The following is a 23,532-nucleotide window of genomic DNA, read 5'->3' on the forward strand; positions in this document are numbered from 1 at the left end:
CCTGCACCGATGACCTCGCTCACCGAGCTCCGGCACCGCCTGCACCAGCACGCCGAGGTGGGCCTGCACCTGCCGCGCACGCAGGAGATCCTGCTGGACGCCCTGGCCGGGCTGGGCCTCGAGATCGAGGTGGGCCGCGGGCTCAGCTCGATCACCGCGGTCCTGCGCGGCGGCCGGCCCGGCCCGGTGGTGCTGCTGCGCGCCGACATGGACGCGCTGGGCATGGCCGAACAGACCGGGCTGCCCTACGCCGCGGCCGGCGACGTGATGCACGCCTGCGGCCATGACCTGCACATGGCCGGGCTGGTCGGGGCGGCCCGGCTGCTCGCCGCCCGGCGCGACGAGCTGCCGGGCCGGGTGCTGTTCATGTTCCAGCCGGGTGAGGAGGGCTTCGGCGGGGCGCGGGTCATGCTCGCCGAGGGGCTGCTCGACGCGGCGGGCGAGCGGCCGGTGGCGGCGTACGCGATCCACGTCGACGCCGGGCTCGCCGCGGGCGTCCGGGCCACCCGGCCCGGGCCGATGATGGCCGGCACCAGCACCCTCGAGCTGACCGTGCACGGCACCGGCGGGCACGCGGCGCTGCCCCACCACGGGATCGACCCGGTGCCGGTGGCGGCCGAGATCGTCCTGGCGATCCAGTCGTTCATGAGCCGCCGGGTGCCGGCCACCGACCCGGCCGTGGTGTCGGTGACCGGCCTGCACACCAACTCACCGGCCGGCAACGTGCTGCCCACGGCGGTGCGGATCAGCGCCAACGTGCGCACCTACACGCCCGGGAACCGGACGCTGATCCGCGACGGCCTCACCGCGATGGCGACGGCGCTGGGCGCGGCGCACGGCTGCCCGGTCGACGCCCGGTTCACCGAGAGCTATCCGCCGACCGTCAACGACCTCGCCGAGACCGAGGCGGTGCTCGAGCTGCTGGGGGCGCAGCGGCTCGACGCGCCCGGCATGGCGTCCGAGGATTTCTCGTACGTCCTCGACGAGGTGCCCGGCACGCTGCTGTTCGTCGGCGCCCAGGCGGTGGCCGAGCCCGCCCCGATGCACTCACCGCGGGTGGTCTTCGACGACGGCGTGCTCGATCTGATCGCGCGGACCTTCGTCGATCTCACCGTCCACCGGCTCGACCGGGGCACCGCGCACTGACCCCGCCCCGATCCTGGACCACGCGGTGGCCGGCTGCTAACGTCCAGACCGGCGTGGCCCACGCCCAACCTCCTGTGACCGTCCCCGGCGCACGGTCCTCGGCGGAGGCAAAGGGATTCTTCATCTCGGGTCGCTGTCCTGGTCCGGTTCGTCTCGGACGTCTCGATCGCGCGGGGGGATCGGCGTGCGGGACAGCGGAGGGCCCGATGACAGCGAACAGGAATCTCAAGCGCCGGGTGCGTGCCCGCGCGGCCCGCACCGGTGAGTCCTACACCGCTGCGCTGCGGCACTTCCGCACGACTCCGCGAGGAGATCCGATGCCAGCGACCACGACCATGCGACTGTCCGTCGCGCAGCTCACCGTCCGGCCCGACCCGGGCGACACCGCGGCCCTGCGCGCCGGCGGCGCCGAGATCCGCCGCCTCATGCGGGCCGCCCACGCCGCCGGGGCCCGGCTGCTGCACCTCCCCGAAGGGGCGCTCACCTGCCCCGACAAACGCATCATGTCGGCCACCGGGCCCGCCGACATCGGCCCCGCCGACTGGGGCCGGGCCGACTGGGCGACCCTCGCCGCCGAGCTGCGGGAGATCGCCGCCCTCGCCGGCGAACTCCGGTTGTGGTCCGTGCTCGGCTCGGTCCACCCGCTGACCCCGCCCCGCCGGCCGCACCTCAGCCTCTACGTCATCTCCGACAACGGTGCGATCGTCACCCGCTACGACGAGCGGATGCTGTCGAACACCAAGGTCAGCCACCTGTACACGCCGGGTTCGGCCCCGGTCACCTTCATCGTCGACGGCGTACGGTTCGGCTGCGCGCTCGGCATGGAGGCGACGTTCCCCGAGGTGTTCGCCGAGTACGAGCGCCTCGACGTCGACTGCGTGCTGTTCTCCACCCACGGCCCCGGCGGGCCGGTCAACAACGGCCCGTTCGCCCTGCAGGCACAGGGCCTGGCCGCCGCGAACAGTTACTGGGTCAGTTACGCCGGCACCGCCCAGGACGCGCCGAACGCCCCGTCCGGCATCGTCTCCCCCGACGGTGACTGGCTCACCCGCTGCCCGGCCGAGGCGGTCGCCGCCCTGGCCACCGCCGATCTCGACCTGACCACGGAGAACCTCGCCCGCCCGTGGCGCCGTCTCGCCCGCGGCGGCCTCTACGCCGAGCACCAGGCCACCGACGACCCCCGGAGCCTGGACCGGGCCGGGCACTGACCGCGCGTCGCCGGCCGGCCGGGTGGCCGGCCGGCGACTTGCGCCGAACTTTCGCGAACCGGCGCAGGGCTGCTGACCGGCGGTCGCGAAAGGCGGCAACCGGCGGAAAGATCCTGCCCGCCGCCGGACATGACCGAGGGTGGACCCTGTGAACTCCGACGATCGCCGGGCGCGGTTCGAGGCCCTCGCGCCGGCCGTGCTCGACGCGGTGCGCCGTTACCTGGTGCGGCGCACCGATGCGGCGACGGCCGACGACGTACTCTCCGAAACGCTCCTGATCCTCTGGCGGCGCTTCGACGAGGTGCCGGCCGAGCACCTGCCCTGGGCGTACGGCGTGGCCCGCAACTGTCTCGCCAACGCCGAACGGGCCCGTCGCCGCCAGGCGCGCCTCGCCGCGCGGATCGCCTTCCTGCGGCCCGCGCCACCGCCGCCCGCCGACGACCGGCTCGGCATCGCGATGGCCGGGCTGCGCGGGGAGGACGCCGAGATCCTGCGCCTGTGGGCGTGGGAGGACCTGGCGCCGGGCGGGATCGCGGCCGTCCTCGGGGTCAGCGTGAACGCCGCGAGCATCCGGCTGCACCGGGCCAAACAGCGACTCCGTGCCGAGTTGCGAAAGAACGGCGCGGGCGCCGGACATGCGGAGTCGACCGAAGGGAGACGGCCGTGACCGACGACGACCTGCGCGACCGGATGCGCCGCGCCGATCCGGCGGCCGCACTGGCGCCGTTACCTCCCGACCGGGTCGCCCGACTCCTGGAGGAAACCGTGTCCGTCACCGCCCCACCGACCCGCCGCCGGGTGCTGCTGCCGGTGCTCGCCGCCGCCGCCGTGCTGCTTCTCGCCGGCGCCGGCTGGCTGATCCTGCGCCCGTCCCCGACGGCGACGAACCTGATGATCGCGTACCCGTCGGCCTCGGCGGCGGCGCCGCCCCGGCACCTCACCGCCCCCGCCGAGCAGCGCTCCGCCAAGTGCCGGCCCCCGGAGGCGAGCCGGCTCACCACGACCGCCGACTTCGCCTTCGCCGGCACCGTGACCGGCATCGACGCCCGGCACGTCGTCACCCTGAGCGTGACCAAGGTCTACCGAGGTGACCCGGCGAGCCAGGTGCTGGTGGACCAGACGGGCGACAGCTCGGAGACGATGATGGGCAGCGGCCGGTTCGAGATCGGCAAGAGCTATCTGATCGCCTCGGCCGCGGGCACCGTGCTGATCTGCGGCTACAGCGGCGAGGCGGGCACCCCCGGCCTGCTCGACCTGTACGAGGAGGCCTTCTAGGCTCGCTCGATGAGATTCGTGCTGGCCGGCTTCGGCTTCCGCGCGGCGGCGATCCACCGGGTCGCCCGCACCCTGCCCGGACTGGAATGCGTGGGTGCGGTCGTGCGGACGCCGCGCCCCCTTCCCGTCCCCGTCCTCGGCGACCTGCGCGAGGGCCGGCCCGACTTCGTGGTCAGCGCCGTCGCCGCGGCCGCCGCCCCCGGGGTCATCGCCGCGGCGGTCGAGCTCGGGCTGCCGGTGCTGGCCGAGACACCGCCCGCGGCCGACCGGGCCGGCCTGCGCGAACTGTGGTCGGTGGCGGGGCCGTCCGGGCTGGTGCAGGTGGCGGAGCAATATCCGCTGATGCCGTCGCACGCGGCCCGGCTCGCCGCGGTGCGGACCGGCGTCCTCGGCACCCCGACCCAGGTGCACGTCTCCTCGACCCAGCAGTACCACGCGGTCGCGCTGATCCGCGCCTACCTCGACGCCGGCCACGCCCCGGCCACCGTCCGCGCGGTGCGCACCGTGGCGCCGCTGCTGCACCCGCTCGACCGCGCCGGATGGACCGACGACACCACGGTGCGACCGGCCACCACCACGATCGCCACCCTCGACTTCGGAGCGGGCCGTTCCGGCGTCTACGACTTCACCGACGGCCAGACCCGCAACCTGCTGCGCTTCCGCCGCCTGCTGGTCCGGGGCACGCACGGCGAGCTGCACGACGACGAGATCGTCCACATGCCGGCGCCGCGGACGATCACCCGCACCCCGCTGGTCCGCCGGCAGAGCGGCCACGACCTGGACCTGAGCGGCTACGACACGGAGACCATCACGCTCGGCGACCGGGTGCTGCACCGCAACGCGTACGCCGGGAGCCGCCTCAACGACGACGAGCTCGCCGTCGCCGCCATGCTGGACGCGATGGCGGCGTGGGTGCGCGGCGCCGGCCCACCGCCCTATCCGCTGGCCGAGGGCCTGCAGGACCAGTCGCTGGCGCTGGCCGTCGAGGAGGCCGCCGACAGCGGCCGCGAGATCACCACGACGACGGAGCCGTGGTCGGCCGGCGACTCGCGGGCCGAGCACCGCCGGGCCGTTCGGCGGCGCATTCAGCCGGGCGACGACCGCTGATCGTCCGGGTGGGTGATCGTGGTGGTGCACGGGACGGGATTCAATGACGGTCCGTGCCACCAGCAGAACGGAAAACGATGATTCGCAAGAGTGTTCCCGTCGTGGTCGCCGCGCTCACCGCCGTCGGCCTGTTCGGCCTGTCGGCGCCGGCCCAGGCCCTGCCCAAGGCGGTCAAGTACAAGAACTGCACCGCCCTCAACAAGGTCTACAAGCACGGCGTCGCCAAGAAGGGCGGCAAGGACAAGGTGAAGGGCGCCACCAAGCCGGTCAAGAACTTCACCGTCTACACCGCCGCGTACAACAAGAACCCGACGCTGGACCGCGACAAGGACGGCGTCGCCTGCGAGAAGAAGTGACCCACCGGCGCACCCGCGGCTAGACGCGGCGGTATTCGACCTCGGGCCGGCCGGGGCCGCCGTAGCGGGGGGTGCGCACCACCCGGCCGGCATCGGCCAGGTGCTCCAGGTAGCGGCGGGCGGTCACCCGGGAGGCGCCCATCCGCGCGCCCACCTCGGCGGCGGACAGGCCGGCGGGGGACGCGCGCAGGGCGCCGAGCACCAGGTCGAGGGTGCTCTGGTCGAGGCCCTTGGGCAGCCGGTCCGGTGTGGAGCCGCGCAGGGCGGCGAAGGCGCGGTCGATCTCGTGCTGGGCGGCGGCCGGTTCGGTGCTGAGGGTGGCGCTGCGGTAGCGGGCGTACCCGAGCAGCTTCTCCCGGAACGTCGCGAACGCGAACGGTTTCAGCAGGTAGTGCGTCACGCCGAGGGAGACCGCGGAGCGCACCACCGCGAGGTCCCGCGCCGACGTCACCACGAGCACGTCGGTGGCTGTGCCGGCGGCCCGCAACGAGCGGCACAGGTCCAGGCCGAACATGTCGGGCAGGTTCAGGTCGAGCAGCACCAGGTCGGCGGGCGTGGTCCGCAGCGACGCGAGGGCCTGCTGCGCGGTGTGGGCCACCCCGATCACCCGAAAACCTTCGACCCTTGCCGTGTACGCGGCGTGGGCGTCGGCGATCAACGGTTCGTCCTCGACCACGAGAACCCGGATGTCCGTCATGCCGGCACCGGTAGCCGTACCTCGACGACCGTTCCCCCACCCGGGGCCGCCGACACCGCATGGCTACCGGCGTACCGCTCGATCACCTGCCGGACCAGCGACAAGCCGACGCCTCGCCCCCGCTCCTTGGTCGTCCAGCCGCGCCGGAAGGCGGCGGCCGCGTCGGCGATGCCCGGCCCGGTGTCGCCCACCCGCACCAGCACCTCGCCGCCGGTCCCGACGATCAGCACCGTGACCTGGCGGGGCAGGGGCGTGCCGGCCACCGCCTCGAGCGCGTTGTCGACGAGGTTGCCGACGACGGTGAGCAGGTCGCGGCCGGCCAGCCCGGACTCGCCGAGGCGGGAGGCCTCGTCGACGACGAGCTGCACGCCCCGCTCGGCCGCCTGGGCCGACTTGCCGAGCAGCAGCGCGGCCAGGGCCGGTTCGCTGACCGCACCCATCACCCGGTCGGTGAGCTGCTGCGCGACCGCCAGCTCGGCGGTGGCCAGCCGCACCGCCTCGTCGCCGCGGCCCAGCTCGACCAGGGTGAGCACGGTGTGCAGCCGGTTGGCGGCCTCGTGCGCCTGGGCCCGCAACGCCTCGGTGAGGCCGCGCACCGAGTCGAGCTCGCCGGTCAGCTCGCGCAGCTCGGTGTGGTCGCGCAGGGTCAGCACGGCTCCGACGGTGTGGCCCTCGGAGCGGATCACCCGCTGGTTGGCGACCAGCACCCGATCCCCCACCAGCACCGGCGCGTCGGCGACCACGTCGCGGGTGGCGAGCAGCTCGCCGATCTCCCCCGGCAGAGCCGGGATCCGCGGCTCGGCGGGCGGCGGCTCGGCGGCCCGCAGATCGGCGGCGTCCCGCGGCTCGGCGGGGTTCAGCAGGCGGCGGGCCTCGTCGTTGACCAGGGTCACGCGGCCGGTGCGGTCGGCGACGATCAGGCCCTCGCGCACCGAGTGCAGGACGGCGTCGTGGTATTCGTACATCCTGGTCATCTCGGCCGGGCCGAGGCCGTGGGTCTGCCGGCGCAGCCGCCGGCTCAGCAGCCCCGAACCGGCGGCGGCCAGCAGCAGCGCCAGGGCGGTCGGCACCAGGACCGCGGGGGCGCGCTCCAGCAGGCGCTCGTTGATCGCCTCGGTGGTGATGCCGACCGACACGAGCGCGATCACCCGGCCGCTCGCCGAGCGGACCGGCACCACGGTGCGGACCGATTCGCCGAGCGTGCCGGCGTGCGTCTCGACCACGCGGCCGCCGTTCAGGGCATCCGCGACGGTGCCGATGAACGGCTGCCCGATCAGGGTGGTGGTCGGATGCGTCCAGCGGGTGCGGTCGGTGGCCATCACCACGACGAAGTCGGTCCGGGTGGCCCGGCGCACGCTCTCGGCGTACGGCTGCAGGGCCGGGGTGGGGTTCGGGGTCCGCACCGCCTCGATCACCGCCGGGGACCGCGCCACCGTCTCGGCGATCCCGGTGACCTGGTCGATCGCGGCCCGGGTGGCGTCGTCGCGGGCGAGCAGCACCGCGCCGCCCGTGCCGATCGCCACCAGCGACGTCACGACCAGCACCTGCCAGCCGAAGAGTTGCCGGGCGATGCTGCTGTCGTGTGACCAGAATGAACGCAATGGTGCTCCCGCGGTGAGACCTGGGCCACATTCTGCGGTATGGAGCCCACATCCCCACCGGTCCGGCGGGACCGAACTCATTTCCTCTACCTCGCGGTGATCGTCGCGGTGGCCGCCGGCATCGCTGTCGGCCTGCTGTTTCCCGAGGTCGGCAAGGAGCTGAAGCCGCTCGGCACCGGCTTCGTCAACCTGATCAAGATGATGATCGCCCCGGTCATCTTCTGCACGATCGTGCTGGGCATCGGCTCGATCCGGCAGGCCGCGAAGGTCGGCCGGGTCGGCGGGCTCGCCCTCGGCTACTTCCTGATCATGTCCACCGTGGCCCTGGCCATCGGACTCGTGGTCGGCAACCTCATCCACCCCGGCTCCGGGCTGCACCTGAACGAGGCGGCCGCCGCGGCCGGGCAGAAACAGGCGAGCGGGGCCGCCCACGAGGGGGTCTCCGACTTCATCCTCGGGGTCATCCCGCGGACGCTGTTCTCCTCGCTCACCGAGGGCGACGTGCTGCCCGCCCTGCTGGTGGCGCTGCTCGTCGGCTTCGCGGTGCAGGCGCTCGGCCGGTCCGGGGAGCCGGTGCTGCGGGCCATCGGGCTCACCCAGAAGGTGGTCTTCAAGATCCTCGCGATGATCATGTGGCTGGCCCCGATCGGCGCGTTCGGCGCGATGGCCGCCGTGGTCGGCGAGACCGGCGTGGACGCGCTGAAGAGCCTCGCCCAGATCATGCTCGGCTTCTACCTCACCTGCGCGATCTTCGTGTTCGTCGTGCTGGCCGTCATCCTGTGGGCGTTCGCCCGGATGAACATCCTGCTGCTGCTGCGCTACCTGGCCCGCGAGTTCCTGCTGATCCTGTCGACCTCGTCGTCGGAGTCGGCGTTCCCCCGGCTCATCGCCAAGATGGAACACCTCGGCGTGAGCAAGCCGGTCGTCGGCATCACGGTGCCGGTCGGCTACTCGTTCAACCTCGACGGCACCGCCATCTACCTGACCATGGCGTCGCTGTTCATCGCCGAGGCGATGGGCGACCCGCTGTCCGTCGGCGAGCAGATCTCCCTGCTCGTCTTCATGATCATCGCCTCCAAGGGGGCCGCCGGCATCACCGGTGCCGGCCTCGCCACCCTGGCCGGCGGCCTGCAAAGCCACCGGCCCGACCTGGTCGACGGCGTCGGCCTGATCGTCGGCATCGACCGGTTCATGTCCGAGGCGCGGGCCCTGACCAACTTCGCCGGCAACGCGGTCGCCACCGTGCTCGTCGGCACCTGGACCGGCGAGATCGACCGCGAGAAGGCGAACCTGGTGCTGGCCGGCGAACTGCCGTTCGACGAGACCACCATGCTGGACGCCGACACCGACGACGCCCCACCACCCCCGCCGCGGGAGAAGCCGGAGTCCGCGACCGCCACGCGCGACTCCTGACCCGTTGCCCGGCTCTTCCTGCCCCCAGCGGGAGGAGCCGGGCCGCTCGCCCCTACAGTCCGACCTTCTTGACGCCGTAGGTGGCCTGCGAGGTGGTGAATCCTTCGTACCTGAGCTGTTTGATCAGCCCGGACCGGGAGAACGAGCTGTAGTCCAGGTAATCGGCCGCCTTCTTCGCGGCCTGCTCGTTCCAGTCGGCCTTCTGCGCGTCCACGCCGAAGGTGGCGTCCTTGGTGGAGAAGCCTTCGAACTTGAGCTGCTTGATCAGCCCCGGCCGGGAGAAGGCGGTGTAGTCCAGGTAGTCGGCGGCCTTCCGGACGGCGTTCTCCTGGGCGACGGTCAGCTTCTTGGCGGCCGGGGCAGCCGGGGTGGCCGGGGCGGCCTCGGTGGTCGGCTCCGCAGCGGCCTCGGTGGTCGCTTTCGCAACGGCCTTGGGGGTCGCCTCGGCAACGGCTTCGGTGGCGACGGCGGCCGTGGGCCCGGCGCTCGCCGGCGGTGTGGCCGCGGTCGTCGGCACCGCATCCGTCGCCGACGTCGCGGCGGCCTTGTCCGTCCTGCCGTCGCCGGAGCCCACAGCGACCACCGCACCGACGCAACAGAGCCCGACCAGCCCGCCCACCACCGCGAGCATGATCTTCGCGGTGTTCTTCTTCGGCGGCGCGACCGGCGGCGGGAACCCCGGGTATCCGGGCGGAAGCGGCCGGCCGGGAACCAGGGGAGGCGGCGGGACGGGACGGTGGGGGTCGAACGGATGCTCGTTCGCGGGCGGACCGGGGTAAGCCATCATCATCCTTCCCGACGGAAATACGACTCGCGTGATGCCGGACATCGTCCACAGTCATCACCGCCCCAGGATTCAAGCGAATCAACCGTTCCGTACGGCTGGGTCATTCAGCCACTTCCGCGCTCCCACCGGTCAGGCCGGGCCGAGCATCGGCCACCGTCCACAGTCGATCGTCGACCGTGCCCGGCCGTCCACCCGGTGCCCTCGTTCCCCTGATGACGGCGGGTGCCGGCCGTCGGAGCCTCGGGTGGCCGGCCGCCGAACATCATCGCGCCTGATCAGCGACGCCGGAAAGACGGTCGCTGAGGCCTCTTCTCAGGGAGGAAGGGGCCGCACGGCCGAAGATCCGCGCGGTGGATGGGTCTGCGGGCGATCGTGTCACTAGGGAGAACCCTGGAAACCAGGGGCGGATAGCTGACTGATCTTGCGCGCCGACACTCGTATGGTCCCCGGCATGCCCGAAGAGAACCCCGTCTCCCCGATCCTCGGCGGCGACTCCTGCACCGCGAAGCTGCCCACCTGGGGGGTGACGCGCGAGTTCCGGTTCGGCCAGTTCATCCGCCTCTACAACGAGACCCGCACTCCCGACGGCCGGGTCGTCTCCGTGCCGATCGTGCTCAACACCGGGGGCGACATCGTCGAGACCCCGGCCCAGGTCAGCGCGCGCTCGCTGCGCAAAGGCGCGGCGGTGGCGAACGGGCCCGCGCCGATGTCCACCGCCGGGGCCGGGGCGGCGCCGGCGGTCGGCCTGAACGTGATCGCCGCGGGTGTCGACCCGGCCCGGGCGATCCACGGCGACGCCGACGTGACAGTGACCGTGACGGACGTGAACGCCGTGATCGGCGCCGGCACCATCGACGTCGACAACACCAGGTTCGCGGTCGAGCTGGGCGCCGAGTCGGCGGCCCGGCTGCGGCAGGGCCAGCACGTGCTCACCGTGGCCACCAACGGCGAGAAGAGTGCCCTGGTGCGACTCGCCCCGGCGGTCACCGGCATTCAGGTGGAGGCCGGCTCGATCTATCAGGCCCTCGCCGACCGGCGGATCAGCACCGAGATCGGCACCGTCGACCTGGACGAGAACGCCATCCGCGACCTGCTCGCCACCGGGACGCTCACCGCGCCCGCGACCCGCGACGGCAAGGCGACCGGTCTGGCCCGGATCAGCACGGTCGGCGCCCGCGACTCCCGGCCGGTCTCGACCGCGTTCGCCGTCGCCGACCTGGCCGAGTTCCTCACCTACCCGATCATCCCGAGCAGCGGCGGCGGCAGCCTGGTGCTGCAGCTGGGCGCGGACGAGATCCGGGCGCTGGGCCGCGGCGAGCAGATCACCACGCGGGCCGGCGACGACGAGATCCGGCTGGTGGTGCCGCGCGAGGGCGACATCCTCGCCGACGATTTCCTGGCTCTCGGCCGGGCCCGCAAGATCAACGAACTCGAGATCACGTACGACCTGGGCCGGATGTTCCGGGAGACGGCGCGGTATCCGTTCTCGAAGACCGGCATCAAGGTCGGCGGGTACCGGACTCCGCCGATCAAGCCGACCTCGTCGACCGGCAACGGCCTGGTCGACCTGTCCACCGTCGGGCTGCCGGTGGCGGTGCTGCTGCCGTGGAAGCAGACCTGGACGCTGACGGGCTTCAGCCGCGGCAACCTCATCTCCAGCCTGGCCATGGCGCCCGGCGAGGAGACCACGATCACCGTCTCCAGCTGGGAGCGCCGGTCCAAGTCGCTGGCGCAGAGCGCCGAGACCGACCTCGAGCAGTCCTTCGACTACAGCTCCACGACCCGCGACACCGAGGACGTGATGCGCGAGGTCACCAGCACCAACGAGTTCGACGCGCAGGCCTACGGGTCGCTCGACGCGTCCTACTCCCCCGGTGTCGCCTCGATCCGGGTGCAGGCGGGCGGCCAGGTCGCCAACGCGCAGAGTCTCGCCAACGCCACCAAATCCTCGACCCAGCACGTACGCGAATCGACGAGTCACGCCGCCACCCGGGTGCGGTCCCGCCGGATCACCACGATCACCGAGAGCATCGAGACCGAGCAGCGGACGAGCGTGGTGCGGACCATCCGCAACCCCAACCAGGGGCACACCCTGACGATGAACTTCCACGAGGTGCTCGCCCACTACGACATCGACCTGGTCTTCAACAAGCCCGGCGTGCGGATCGTGGTGCTGGTGCCCAACCCGGTGTCGGCCCAGGACTTCACCGAGCTGACCGTACGGGTCAACGAGGCCACCTTGCGCACCGGCCTGCTGGACTCCGCCCTGGTCGACGGGTTCGAGGCGGGCCGGACGCTCGAGGCGTACAAGCAGGCCGCCCTGGAACTGGAGAACCTGGCCCGGGCCGGGAAGCACGAGAAGGAGCTGGACCGGCAGCGGGAGACCCCGGCCGCGAACCAGCCCGCCAAGCCCGCCAACCCGTACACGTCGACGGTCACCAACATCCTCACCGACCTCAAGCGCCGGGCCCAGGAGTTCCTGAACGTCGACGTGGGCGGCGCGCTCACCGCGATCGCCGCGCACCGGTCGCCGACGCCGGCCGAGCTGGCCGCGGCGCAGCGCTGGCTGTGGCGGCGGCTGGTCGGGGCGAAGTTCGGCACCGGGCTCACCACCGAGCTCGACCGGCTCGCCACCGCCACGATCAACCCGGAGGCGGCCCGGTCGCTGCTGTCCGCGGTCCCGCCGGCCGGTTCCGCGCCCGCCCTCGACGGGCTCGGCGGCCTCGGTGACAAGGACAAGGAGGACGCGGGCCTGGTCCAGCGGATCATCGCGATGCCCGGCTACGTGTTCTGGGACTACGGCACGTTCTGGTATCCGAACGGCAAGAAGGAGGGCATCTTCGACGTCGAGGACGGCGGCGTCCCGGGCGCGCTCAACCAGTTGCGGACCGCCTTCCAGAACTGGGAGGCGAAGGAGGCGGAGGGTACGGGTCAGCAGGCCGCCGCCGCGGTCGTGGCGGCCGCGAGCGAGGAGCAGACCACCACCACGATCGCCGACAAGCTGGAGATGAAGTTCGGGGCCGAGGTGATCGGCTCGGCCCGGGAGCGCAGCCAGACCCTGCTCACCCACCTCAACCAGCACCGCGACTACTACCGGTACGTGCTGTTCCAGGCCCTCCCGCCGAGCGAGCAGCTGCAGCGCCTGATGGAGGCCGCCCCGCAGCTGCGGATCGGCATGTTCGAACCGCACGTGGTCGCCTCCGACGGCCCCAACCTGGCCATCCCGCTGTCCCCGCTGGCCGAGACCACCCTCATGAAGGTCGTCGACAGCCTGGCCACCGAGATGGAGAACGCGACGAAGGAGGCCGGGGCGGCCGGCGACCGGATCGCCACCGACTCGGTCATCCTGCCCACCCCGGGCGTCTCGGTGGAGTCGTGGCGCGGCGACTGCGACGCCCTCGAGGACCACCTGACCTCGCTGCGGGCGGCCGAGCTGCGGCGGGCCGTCGCCGAGGCCCGGGTGGCCGAGCTGGAGGCCGACCGGCGGGCCGCGCGGATCGACGCCGACCAGCTGGCGGACCCGCTGACGCCGCCGAACGCGTTCGCGGTCAAGCTCGAGAACGCCGGCCAGTAGTGCCCGCACGCATCACGATGCCGGACGGGAGCACCACGATGGTGCTCCCGCTCGGCGACGAGCGGGCGATCGACCAGATCGTCCGGGCCGGCTACCTGCTGGGCGGCTGGACCTGGGTGGAGCGCACCCGCGCGCTCCTGACCGCCCGGCTGCGGGTCGCCCGCGGTGCCGTCGCCGCGTCGGCGCGGCTCGGCAACACACCCGCGCCGGTGCGGGCCGGGGCAGCCGGGCAGGCGGTCGCCGACGAGACCGAGCCGGCCCTGGTCGCGTGGCGCGCCGCCAGGCAGCGGCTCGCCCGCCGGGTCGCCGCCGATCTGGCCCGGGTCGAGGCGGTCGGGCGGGCCGTCGCGCTGCGCCGGCTCGACGAGTCGGAGCGGCAGGTCCGGGCGGCCGCCGACCGCTACCTGACCGGCGACTTCACGACCCGGGGGAACGCGCGACTGAAGCCCGGCGTACCGGTCGAATCCTTGCGCTCCGCCGTCACCCAGCTCGCCACCGCCGAGGCGAAAGCGGCCATGGCGAACGTCGAGGAAGGCGCGTACGCCGCCCTCGCCTCGACCGTGGCCGGTCTCCTGGCCGGCGCCACCGGTCTGCTCGCCGTGAACGTCCTGAAGGTGGCCCCGGCTGTCCAGCGGGCGGTGGCCCGCGGGGTCGAACTGGCCGCGCTGCGCGCCGAGCTGGGCGCCGGCCACCCCGTCCTGTACCGCATCGACCTGGTTCCCTTCATGGCCCCCGCGCACGGCCTCGGCACGAAGCCACCCACCGACGGCGAGCTGCTGGCGGCGATCACGGCGGCCCTCACGTCGACGTGGAAGGCCGCCCGGGCCGTACGCAAATCGGTGGAATCCCCGGTGTGGAACGACCGCCTCACCGACCACGTCGCCGGACCCGCCGCGGGCCTGGCCGCGGAACTCCGCGACCGGGGCATGCGCGGCAACCTGCCCAGCCTGCTCGACCCGGCGTTCGGCCCGTGGGCGTTCCAGCAGATCCTCGCCGACGCGGTCGGCGACCTGTGCGGCCCCGGCCCCAGCTCGGCCGGGCAGGCGGTGCACGACGTCTACCGCACGATCGACCCGGAGCTGGCCGACGAGTTCGGCTCGGCGCTGGGCCTGATGGGCGGCATGCTCACCCTGCACCTGGTGGCACCGCCGCTGGCGATCGTCGCCGACGTGGTGCTGGCCGCGAAGGGCATCCTCGAGGCGTGGGCGGCCTACCTGCGCGACGCCGACGCGTACCGCTGCGCCCTCGATCCGGCCGAATCCCTCGGCGTGGAACCGTCCACTCTCAAGCTCGCCCTGCAGTGCGTCGGCGAGGTCGCCGGCGCCCTGCCCGCCGGCAAGCTCGCCGGCTCGGTGACCGTCCTCGCCCCGCTAGCCGCCGGACTGGTGAAATGAAGACCAGCGCCCTCCGCCGCGCCCTCACTCTGCTGGCCGGCAGCGTCCGCCGCGGTGCCGTCCAGCTCGGCGCCGACCCGCTGCACGCGCTGTGCCGCAGTTATCCGGAGTTCCAGGCCGCCTTCCTCGACCTGGACCTGAAGGTGCGCATCGCCCGCGCGCTGCCGGCCGCCGACCCCGGCCAGGAGGCGGCGAAGGCGGCCCGCCGCGACGTCGAGGAGATCCTCGGCGCGCTCTCCGACGAACAGTCCGACGCCGCCCGCGCCTGGCTGCGCCAGACGGTCGGCAACACGCCGGCGGCGAAGGATCGCGACGGCCTGCTGCGGGCGATCCGGCGGCGGCTTGAGGTGGAGTACGCGTTGAGCGCCGTCCCCACCCGCAGGACCGGCTTCCCGGCCGCGGTCGTGCGGGTCGCCCGGGCCGCCGCGGCGGTCCCGAGAACGGCCTTCGACCAGCTGGCCGAGCTGGCCGCCGAGAACTCCGAGGTCACCCGGGCGGTGCAGGCGTTCGAGCGGTCCTGCCTGCTGGAGAGCCCCGACCGGGTGCGCCGGGCGACGGTGGACCTGCAGAACGCGGTCCGCTCCGCCGAGTTGCCGGCGAAGGAGCGGACCCGCATCGTGCGGGCCGTCGAGACGGTCGCCAAGGGTTTCGAGCGAACCGTCACCACCGCCGACGGCCTGACCGTGGTCGAGGACTTCTTCCGCCGCTTCAACCGCCTCAGCCCGACCCACCCGATGGTCGACGTCTACGAGCGTCTGCAGTCCTGGCTGTCCACCGAGGACCTGGAGATCCTCGGCACGGCCCTGGCCCGCTGCAGTCCCGTACCGAAGATCGGTGTCTCCGCGGAACGCATGGCCGAGCAGATCGCCGGGCGGGTGAACGTCTACGTCGGCCTGCTCGGCCAGCTGATCGGCCAGAAGGGCGCCTACCGGCGCCTGTTCGAGGAGCAACTGCGCCGGGCGGCGGCCTACGCGGAGAGTTCGGTCTATCGGGTACGCGTGGGGCGCACCCCGGTCCGGGGCCTGAACAAGAACGGCAAGTCGTTCGCCCAGTTCTACGACGACACGATCCTGCTGGTCGACGAGGCCGGGCAGAAGGTGGCGATCGTCTTCACCGCCCAGTTCAAGGCCGGCGACGCGGGCTCGCTGGACGTCCTGGAGCAACTGGCGTCGGACGACGCCCGCAAGGCTCTGGGGAAGCTGCTGCTGGACGGCAAGCAGTACGACATCGTGGACGGCCTGCTGCCGGAGAAGAGCGCCATCGTGACGACGATGCTGGGCGTGGCCGAGGAACAGACGTGGAAGAACGGCAAACGGGTGGTGACCCGCACCGCCACCGACCCCGCCGCCGTGGCCACCGACCTGGCCGACCGCGAGGTCCGGTTCCTGCCGATGCCGGTCGATCCGGCCGACCTGCGCGCCCTGATCGGTTTCCTGCTGGCGGCCGCCGAGAAGATCCCCGCCGGCGGGTAGCGGCCCCGGGAAAAGCGGACGAGAAACGTCGGACCCCCGTGGGAGCATGACGAACGTGGATGCACGGGGACCGGTTCGTTTTCTGTGGTGGCTGGCGCGAACGCACCAGGGGCGCGTCGGGCTGGGCGCGATGTTCGGCTCGTTGTGGTACCTCAGCTTGGTGATCACGCCGTGGCTGCTCGCCCGGGCCATCGACCGCGGCCTGCACGGGCGCAGCACCACGGCCCTGCTCGAGTGGGCCGCCCTGGTGCTGGTCGTCGGGGTGGCCAGCGCCGGGCTGAGCATCATGCGCCACCGCAGCATGACCAAGCTGCGCCTGGCCGTCGCGCTCAAGACGGCCGACCTGGTGATGACGCACGCGACCCGGCTCGGCTCGGCGCTCCCCCGCCGGGTCACCGCCGGCGAGGTCGTCACGATCGGCATCTCCGACGTGTGGACCATCGGCCGCGCCATGAACGTCGGCGGGGTCGGGGTGGCGTCCGTCCTGGCCATCGTCGTGACGTCGCTGCTGCTCTTCAGCACCTCGCACATGCTCGCGGTGGTCGTGCTGATCGGGGTGCCGCTGCTCGCGGTCGCGGTCGGCCCGCTGCTCGGGCGCACCCAGCGGGCCGGCCGGCAGTACCGGGAGAAACAGGGCGAGCTCAACGCCCGGCTCGTCGACGTGCTCGGCGGCCTGAAGATCCTCAACGGCCTCGGCGGCAAGGACACCCACCGGCGCCGGTACGACCTCGAGTCGTCCCGCCTGCGCGAGCAGGGTTACCGGGTGGGCGGGCCGTCCAGCTGGATCGGCGCGCTCGGCGAGGGCCTGCCCGTCGTGTTCATCGGCGTGGTCATCTGGCTGGCGGCCCGGCTCGCCGCCGACGGCGGGATCACCGTGGGGCAGCTGGTCGCGGTGTACGGCTACACGGCGGTGCTGGCGATCCCGGTGAACGTGCTGATCTTCTGCGGCTTCGACGTCACCCACGGAGTGGTCGCCGCCCGTCGGGTGACCGAGTTCCTGCGCATCCCGCTCGACGACCCGGCCGGCCGGCCCGCCCCCACCGGGCCGGCCGTCCTGCACGATCCCGAGTCGGGCGTGGTCGTGGAGCCGGGCCGGCTGACCGCGCTCGTCGGTGCGAGCGCCGCCGTCATCGACCGGCTCGGCCGGTACGGCCCGACCACCGCCACCTGGGGCGGCATACCGCTGGCGGAGATCGCCCAGCCCGAGATCAGGTCCCGCATCCTGGTCGCCCAGGCCGATGCCGACCTGTTCGCCGGGCCGCTGCGGGCGGTCGTCGCCGGCCCGGCCGAGCCGGACGATCAGGCGGTCGAGGCGGCCATCGCGACGTCGGCCGCCGCCGACGTCGCGACCTCGCCCGACCGGCCGGTCGACTGGGGCGGCCGCAACCTGTCCGGCGGCCAGCGGCAGCGGCTCCGGCTGGCCCGCGCCGTCTACGCCGACCCGGAGCTGCTGCTCGCGGTCGAGCCGACGTCAGCTGTCGACGCCCACACCGAGGCGGCCATCGCGGAACGGCTCGCCCACGCCCGGGCCGGCCGCGGCACGGTCGTGACGACCACGTCGCCGGTGCTGCTCGACCGGGCCGACACGGTGCACTACCTGGTCGACGGCCGGGTCGCCGCGACCGGCACGCACCGGTCGCTGCTCGCCGCCGAGCCGGGTTACCGCGCCCTGGTCGACCGCGCGTTCGGGGAGGACGAATGACCAGCCTGCCGATCGCGGGCCAGCGCACCGTCGGCCGCGCGGCGCTGCGTCTCGTCGGCGCCGACCGCCGGTCGGTCACCAAGCTGCTCGTGCTCAACGCGCTCGCCTCGCTGGCCGCTCTCGGCGGGCCGTGGCTGCTCGGGCGGATCATCGACGAGGTCACCGCCGGGCACGGCGCCGGGGCCGTCGACCGGCTCGCGATCGCCGTTCTGGCCTGCGCCGTCGCCCAGACCGTGCTGTCGCGCCACGCGCTGGCCATCGCCTACCGGTTCGGCGAGCGCACCGCCGCCCGCATCCGCGAGGGTTACCTCCGGCGGGCACTCAGTCTGCCGGCCGCCGTGATCGAGCGGGTGCCCGCCGGTGACCTCACGGCACGCGGCACCACCGACATCGACGCGGTCGCCGCCACCCTGCGCGACGTGCTGCCGACCATTTTCATCGGGATCATCCAGATCCTCTTCATCGTCGCCGCGATCCTGCTGCTCGACCCGCTGCTCGGGCTCGTCGGCCTGGTCGGGCTGACCGGCATCTGGTTCGTGACCAGGTGGTACCTGCGGGTCGCCAGGGACGCCTATCTGGCCGAGGGCGCCGCCAACTCGCGGCTCGCCGAGGAGTTGGCCGCGACCACCGCGGGCGCCCGCACCGTCGAGGCGTTCGGGCTGGCCGAGCGGCGCCTCGACGCCGGCCACGAGGCCATCGGCGAGACCCGCCGCACCCGGTTGGCCACCCTGGCGCTGCGGTCGGTGTTCTTCCCGCTCGTCGACGCGTCGTACTCGGTGCCGACGGTGTCGGTGCTCGTCGTCGGCGGCATGCTCTACATCCACGGCCACGTCACCCTCGGCACCGTCAGCGCCGCCGTGCTCTACCTCCGGCAGCTCATCGGGCCGCTCGACGCGCTGATGATCTGGATCGAGAACCTGCAGAGCAGCAGCGCGTCCTTCGCCCGGGTCGAGGGCATCGCCGAGATCCCGGCACCGCCGCCCGCCACCACGGCCACCCCCGCCGACGACCAGATCGAGGTGCGTGACGTCCGGTATGCGTACGCCGAGGGCCGTGACGTCCTGCACGACGTGAGTCTGACCGTTCGTCCCGGGCAGCGGCTGGCGATCGTCGGACTGTCCGGGGCCGGCAAGTCCACCCTGGGCCGGTTGATCGCGGGCGTCGACCGGCCGTCGGCCGGCTCGGTGACGGTGGGCGGCGTCCCGATCGCCGACCTGCCGCCCGACGAGCTCCGCCGCCAGGTCGTCCTGGTCACCCAGGAGCACCACGTGTTCCGGGAGACGCTGCGCGACAACCTGATGGTGCCGGCGCCGGACGACGTGCTGCGGTCGGCCCTCGCCACCGTCGGCGCCGACTGGGCCGGCGACCTCGACCGTGACCTCGGCGAGCATCCGCTCGACGGCGCCCAGGCACAGCAGCTCGCCCTGGCCCGGGTGGTGCTGGCCGACCCGCACACGGTGATCCTCGACGAGGCGACCGCGCTGCTCGACCCGACCGCCGCGCGCACCGCCGAGCGGGCCCTCGCGGCGGTGCTGCACGAACGCACCGTGCTCGCGATCGCCCACCGGCTGCAGACCGCACACGACGCCGACGCGGTCGCCGTCATGGACGACGGCCGCATCATCGAGCTCGGCACCCACGACGAGCTGGTCGCGGCGGGCGGACCGTACGCCGCTCTGTGGAACTCCTGGCACGGCGGCTCGGCGCTCGACGATCACCGCGGCCGGACCAGCCCCAGGTCGTAGGCGACGATGGTGGCCTGCACCCGGCTGGCGACGCCCAGTTTCGACAGCACCGCGTAGACGTGCGCCTTGACCGTGCCGACCCCGATGCCGAGCTCGGTGCCGATCTCCGCGTTGGACAGCCCGCGGGCCACCCCCAGCAGCACCTCCCGCTCCCGCGGCGTCAGCGCGGCGAGCCGGTTGCCGGCCTGCGGGGCCGCCGTGACCGCACCCGCCGCGAACGCGTCGATCAGCCCCCTGGTCACCACCGGACTGAGCATCGCCTCGCCGGCCGCCACGACCCGGATGGCGGCCACCAGCTCCGCCGGCTCGGCATCCTTGAGCAGGAACCCCGACGCCCCCGCCTGGAGCGCCCGGAACACGTAGGCGTCCTGATGGAACGTGGTCAGCACCAGCACCTTCGGCGGCTCGGCCCCGGCCGCGATCCGCTCGGTCGCGGCCAGCCCGTCCATCCCCGGCATCCGGACGTCCATCAGCACCACGTCCGGCCGCACCTGCGCCGCCAGCCCCACCGCGACCGCCCCGTCCCCGGCCTCCCCCACCACCTCGAAGTCCGCCTGCGCCGCCACGATCGCCGCCAGCCCGGCCCGAACCATCACCTGGTCGTCCACGATCATCACCCGCACCGCCACCGCAGCACCTCCCCGTCCCGGCCCCGCCTCGTCCCGGTGCACCGTCCCATCCTTCACCTGCGGCGCGGCCCCTTTCCCCGCGGCCGTGACGCGCCGAGGCCCCCGACGACACCCCACCGCATCAGCCGTGCCGCTCCGCCGGCTCCTCGAGCGCCGGCGGCGCCGAACCCGGTCCGGACTCAGCACCCGACCCGGCCGCGGAACCCGGCCCGGCCGCGGAACCCGGCCCGGCGGGGGCGGCCGACGCACCCCGGTCACCGTGTCCGACCTGCGCAACCGGGGCGGGGGGCGCAACCGGGGCGGGGACGATCGGTGCAACCGGGGCGGCTCGGGTCAGGCCGTCCAGCAACGCGCGCATCGCGGCCAGGGCATGTCGGGCGGTGGCCACCACCGCCGGCAGGTCGTGGCGGTCGGCGGCGGCGGGGACTCCGGCGGCGTGCTGCAGGACGGCTTCGCGCAGGCCGGCCGCGACCCGGAAACGTTCGTCGCGGGCCTGGTCGGCGGCTCGGTGCAGGGCCGCGTGCACCGGCCACTGTTCGCGGGTGCGGCGGCGGTCGCGGCGGCGGCGGGCCAGGAAGCCGGTCAGCCAGCACAGGCCGGCCGGGACGGCGAACAGGAAGGCCAGTGCCGTGCCCAGGAAGCCGGCGACCACGAGCCGGCCGGAGGTGTCCAGCTGGTCACCGGCGAGGGTGTCCGACGGGTCGAGCGCGGCCAGGACGCCGAGGGCGAGCGCCGACGACAACGCCGAGGCGGCCGCGGCGAGCCAGGTCAGGGCCGGGCGGCGACCCCAGGCGGCGACCGAGTGGACGGCGGCGAACTCGGCGGCGGGGGCGAAGACGAACAGCCAGGCCGAGCCGGGCGGCACCACGTGCGTACCGATCAGCAGCGGGCCCAGCCAGGAGGTGGCCACGACGGCGGCGAGGACCGTCCACGGGTGGTGACGCCGGCACAGCAACGCTCCGGTGTGGACGATCGCGGCCAGGACGACCGGGACGGCCGCGGCGGCGGTGAGCCGGTCCTCGGCGATCCCGCTCAGCGGCAGCGCCATCAGCAGGGCGACGAGCAGCAGGTCGAGCACGACCGGGCTCCACGGCCGGCGCGGGACCGGCGGGGTCGCGGGGGCCAGCGGCAGGATCGCGCGGACCCGCCAGCCGCCGTCGTGGCGGGGCCCGGCGGTCAGGGTGCCGCCGGTCACGGTCGCCCGCTCCCGCATCCCGGGCACCCCGTGACCACCGCCCAGTCCGGTGACCGCCGCACCGGGCAACGACCCCGGACCGCCGGCCACCGCACCGGCCGACTCGTTACCGGCGCCCGGACCGCCGGCCGTCGCGCCGGACGACTCGTTGCCGGCATCCGGACCGCCGGCCGTCGCGCCGGGTGGCGGGCCGTCGTTGTCGATGAGCAGTTCGGCGTGGGCTGCCTCGTACCGCAGGACGAGCCGCACCGGCCGGCCGGGCGCGTACCGCAGGGTGTTGGTCAGGGCCTCCCGGACGATGCCGTGCGCCGCGGCGGCGATCGCGGGGGGTGGGTCGCCCGGCGGGAGCCGGGTGGTGACCGGCTGGCCGAGCCGGCGGAAGGCGTCGGCGAGTTCGGCCAGGCCGGGGGTGGGGTCGGGGGGAAGTTCGCCGGCCGGGAGCATCTCGACCAGGCGGTGCAGGGCGGCAAGGGCGTCCCGGCCGGTGCCGGCGGCGAAGGCGAGGGCCGGTTCGCGCAGTTCCGGGCGGTGCGCGGCGAGCAGCTCGGCGGCCGACGCGTTGACCACGATCGAGGTCAGGTGGTGGGCGGTCACGTCGTGCAGTTCGCGGGCCAGGCGGCGGCGTTCGGCGGTGGCCGCGGAGCGTTCGGTCTGTTCGGCCTCGGCGAGGCGGCGGGCGGCCTCGGCGCGGGCGCGGACCCATCGGCCGCGACGGCGGCCCAGGGCCGCGACGAGGGCATAATCGCCGAAGATCACCATGATGACGTACGGGTAATCGCCGTCCACACCCGCATCGAGGGTCGTCACCGCCGCTTCGAGCAGGATCGTGCCACCCAGGGCGACCGCGGTGACCCGGCCGGGGCGGCGGGCGGCCACGCCGAACAGGGCGACGACGTCGGCCCCGCCGATCACCAGGAGCGCACCGCCCGGGGCGGCCACCGAGCCGGCCACGATCCCGGCGGCGACCACGATCAGCACCGTCACCGGCCGGCGGCGGCGCCACAGCAGCGCCCCGCCGGTCACGAGCGTCGCCGCGGCCGCGACGAGCGCCGGCCACCCGCCGAGGCCCCGGGGCCAGAGCGCGATCTGGGCCGCCACCAGCACCGCCGGCAGCAGCCAGGTAGTCCACCGCGTCATGAGCCACACCCTAGGTCTATGACCAAAGTCCAAGGCGGTTTCAGACCGTGGTCCGATTCGCTCGAGCCGCCCGCCCGGAAGACTTCCCGGCATGCCGAGCTATCACCGTCTCGCCCCCGCCAGGCTGTCCCGCAGCCTGCTGGGCACGTTGTTCATCGTCGCCGCCGGGGCGGTCCTGGCGATGGGTGTCTTCCTGGTCGGCACGGCCGCGGCGTGGGCCGCCGGCCGGCCCGCCTCGGTCGACGAGGTGCCGAGCTTCGGCGAGCGGGCCGACCTCGCCCTCGCCTTCCTGACGATCGCGGTGCTGCTGCCGGTCACGCTCGGGGCGGCACGGTGGATCCAGCGCCGGCCGGCCGGCACGCTGGCCTCGGTGACCGGCCGGCCGCGCTGGCGATGGCTGCTGACCTGCCTGCCGGTGGCGGCGGGCGCGGCGGTGGTGCTGCTCGCGGGCGGGCTGGGGTTCGCCGCGGCGACCGGGGTCGACCTCGGCGACTTCGAGCCGGTCGGCTGGGGGTCGTTCCTGGGTTCGGCGGCGGTGCTGGTGCTCGTCGTGCCGCCGCAGGCGGCCGCCGAGGAGTTCCTGACGCGGGGCTGGCTGCTGCAGGCGGTGGGGGCGTGGTGCCGGCGGCCGTGGCTGCCGATCGCCGTGCAGGCGTCGGTGTTCGCGGCCCTGCACGGGTGGGGCACCCCGTGGGGGTTCGCCGACCTGGTGGTGTTCGGCGTGGTGGCGGGCTGGCTGACGGTGCGCACCGGCGGTCTGGAGGCGGCCGTCGCGCTGCACCTGGCCAACAATCTGATCAGCAGCCTGCTCGCCGCCGCGACCGGGGACCTGGGGACCGACGAGACGGCCGCCGACATGCCGTGGCAGTTCTTCGTGGTCGACGTGGTGGTGCTCCTGGCGTACGCCTGGGTGGTCGCGCGGCTTGCCCGCAGAGCGGGCATCGCTTTCGAAAGCCGCGTCGATCCCCTTGATCGCGTTAGTTTTCCAACACAACCGCACATCGATCCTCAACTTGAGTCATTTCCGCTGCTAGCTGGCCCTAGGAACGACCTGCACAGTCATTGACATCAGTGATGATTGTTGCGACTGTTCG

General features: G+C 73.7%; 18 protein-coding genes. 13 read left to right on the forward strand and 5 right to left on the reverse strand.

The genetic code is table 11. From position 1 onward, the window contains the following. The first annotated feature begins 9 nt into the window (after nt 1–9). From Afe05nite_RS12365 to Afe05nite_RS12390, 6 genes are all read left to right on the forward strand, one after another. Nucleotides 10–1,146 (forward strand): M20 metallopeptidase family protein, encoded by a 1,137-nt coding sequence (locus tag Afe05nite_RS12365; RefSeq protein WP_203817158.1) that lies wholly within the window; start codon nt 10–12, stop codon nt 1,144–1,146. 317 nt (nt 1,147–1,463) lie between these two features. Then, nucleotides 1,464–2,354: a carbon-nitrogen hydrolase family protein gene (locus Afe05nite_RS12370; protein ID WP_239117760.1), complete on the forward strand. Its 891-nt coding sequence runs from the start codon at nt 1,464–1,466 to the stop codon at nt 2,352–2,354. A gap of 148 nt (nt 2,355–2,502) precedes the next feature. Next, nucleotides 2,503–3,021 (forward strand): RNA polymerase sigma factor, encoded by a 519-nt coding sequence (locus Afe05nite_RS12375; RefSeq protein ID WP_203817160.1) that lies wholly within the window; start codon nt 2,503–2,505, stop codon nt 3,019–3,021. Next, nucleotides 3,018–3,629 carry a hypothetical protein gene (locus tag Afe05nite_RS12380; RefSeq protein ID WP_203817161.1) on the forward strand — a complete coding sequence of 204 codons (612 nt, stop codon included), beginning with the start codon at nt 3,018–3,020 and terminating at the stop codon, nt 3,627–3,629. Before Afe05nite_RS12375 ends, Afe05nite_RS12380 begins: the two co-directional genes overlap by 4 nt. 9 nt (nt 3,630–3,638) lie before the next feature. After that, nucleotides 3,639–4,736 carry a Gfo/Idh/MocA family oxidoreductase gene (locus Afe05nite_RS12385; RefSeq protein WP_203817162.1) on the forward strand — a complete coding sequence of 366 codons (1,098 nt, stop codon included), beginning with the start codon at nt 3,639–3,641 and terminating at the stop codon, nt 4,734–4,736. 77 nt (nt 4,737–4,813) lie between these two features. After that, on the forward strand, nt 4,814–5,092 hold the full coding sequence (locus Afe05nite_RS12390) for an excalibur calcium-binding domain-containing protein (RefSeq protein ID WP_203817163.1): 279 nt from the start codon (nt 4,814–4,816) through the stop codon (nt 5,090–5,092). Between the two features lie 19 nt (nt 5,093–5,111). On the opposite strand, the gene Afe05nite_RS12395 is transcribed toward Afe05nite_RS12390, so the two are convergent. Together Afe05nite_RS12395 and Afe05nite_RS12400 are read right to left on the reverse strand one after the other, a co-directional pair. Then, nucleotides 5,112–5,789: a response regulator gene (locus tag Afe05nite_RS12395; protein WP_203817164.1), complete on the reverse strand. Its 678-nt coding sequence runs from the start codon at nt 5,787–5,789 to the stop codon at nt 5,112–5,114. Then, a complete protein-coding gene (locus Afe05nite_RS12400) occupies nt 5,786–7,390 on the reverse strand; it encodes a sensor histidine kinase (protein ID WP_239117761.1) in 1,605 nt (534 codons plus the stop codon). Before Afe05nite_RS12400 ends, Afe05nite_RS12395 begins: the two co-directional genes overlap by 4 nt. Before the next feature lie 39 nt (nt 7,391–7,429). Here Afe05nite_RS12400 and Afe05nite_RS12405 point away from each other — a divergent pair, with 39 nt between their 5' ends. Next, on the forward strand, nt 7,430–8,803 hold the full coding sequence (locus Afe05nite_RS12405) for a cation:dicarboxylate symporter family transporter (RefSeq protein ID WP_203817166.1): 1,374 nt from the start codon (nt 7,430–7,432) through the stop codon (nt 8,801–8,803). A gap of 52 nt (nt 8,804–8,855) precedes the next feature. On the opposite strand, the gene Afe05nite_RS12410 is transcribed toward Afe05nite_RS12405, so the two are convergent. Continuing rightward, entirely contained in the window at nt 8,856–9,587 is a 732-nt protein-coding gene (locus tag Afe05nite_RS12410) for an Ltp family lipoprotein (RefSeq protein ID WP_203817167.1), read from the reverse strand. 454 nt (nt 9,588–10,041) lie between these two features. Between Afe05nite_RS12410 and Afe05nite_RS12415 the strand changes: the two genes are divergently transcribed. The 5 genes from Afe05nite_RS12415 to Afe05nite_RS12435 all read left to right on the forward strand — a co-directional run bounded on the left by Afe05nite_RS12415 (nt 10,042) and on the right by Afe05nite_RS12435 (nt 19,477). Continuing rightward, a complete protein-coding gene (locus Afe05nite_RS12415) occupies nt 10,042–13,164 on the forward strand; it encodes a hypothetical protein (RefSeq protein WP_203817168.1) in 3,123 nt (1,040 codons plus the stop codon). Then, nucleotides 13,164–14,558, forward strand: coding sequence for a hypothetical protein (locus Afe05nite_RS12420; RefSeq protein WP_203817169.1), 1,395 nt, complete (start codon nt 13,164–13,166; stop codon nt 14,556–14,558). Before Afe05nite_RS12415 ends, Afe05nite_RS12420 begins: the two co-directional genes overlap by 1 nt. Further along, on the forward strand, nt 14,555–16,030 hold the full coding sequence (locus tag Afe05nite_RS12425; RefSeq protein ID WP_203817170.1) for a hypothetical protein: 1,476 nt from the start codon (nt 14,555–14,557) through the stop codon (nt 16,028–16,030). Before Afe05nite_RS12420 ends, Afe05nite_RS12425 begins: the two co-directional genes overlap by 4 nt. Nucleotides 16,031–16,160: 130 nt before the next feature. Further along, nucleotides 16,161–17,732, forward strand: coding sequence for an ABC transporter transmembrane domain-containing protein (locus tag Afe05nite_RS12430; RefSeq protein ID WP_203817247.1), 1,572 nt, complete (start codon nt 16,161–16,163; stop codon nt 17,730–17,732). Then, complete coding sequence (locus Afe05nite_RS12435) at nt 17,729–19,477, forward strand: ABC transporter ATP-binding protein (protein ID WP_203817171.1); 1,749 nt, start codon at nt 17,729–17,731, stop codon at nt 19,475–19,477. Before Afe05nite_RS12430 ends, Afe05nite_RS12435 begins: the two co-directional genes overlap by 4 nt. Here Afe05nite_RS12435 and Afe05nite_RS12440 read toward each other — a convergent pair. Both Afe05nite_RS12440 and Afe05nite_RS44520 read right to left on the reverse strand, forming a co-directional pair. Further along, on the reverse strand, nt 19,447–20,091 hold the full coding sequence (locus Afe05nite_RS12440; protein WP_203817248.1) for a response regulator transcription factor: 645 nt from the start codon (nt 20,089–20,091) through the stop codon (nt 19,447–19,449). The genes Afe05nite_RS12435 and Afe05nite_RS12440 overlap by 31 nt on opposite strands. 136 nt (nt 20,092–20,227) lie before the next feature. Next, nucleotides 20,228–22,438: a sensor histidine kinase gene (locus Afe05nite_RS44520; protein ID WP_203817172.1), complete on the reverse strand. Its 2,211-nt coding sequence runs from the start codon at nt 22,436–22,438 to the stop codon at nt 20,228–20,230. 91 nt (nt 22,439–22,529) lie between these two features. Between Afe05nite_RS44520 and Afe05nite_RS12450 the strand changes: the two genes are divergently transcribed. After that, nucleotides 22,530–23,504 (forward strand): CPBP family intramembrane glutamic endopeptidase, encoded by a 975-nt coding sequence (locus Afe05nite_RS12450; RefSeq protein WP_203817173.1) that lies wholly within the window; start codon nt 22,530–22,532, stop codon nt 23,502–23,504. Nucleotides 23,505–23,532: the final 28 nt, after the last annotated feature.

The organism is Paractinoplanes ferrugineus (assembly GCF_016862195.1).
GTDB lineage: Bacteria > Actinomycetota > Actinomycetes > Mycobacteriales > Micromonosporaceae > Actinoplanes > Actinoplanes ferrugineus.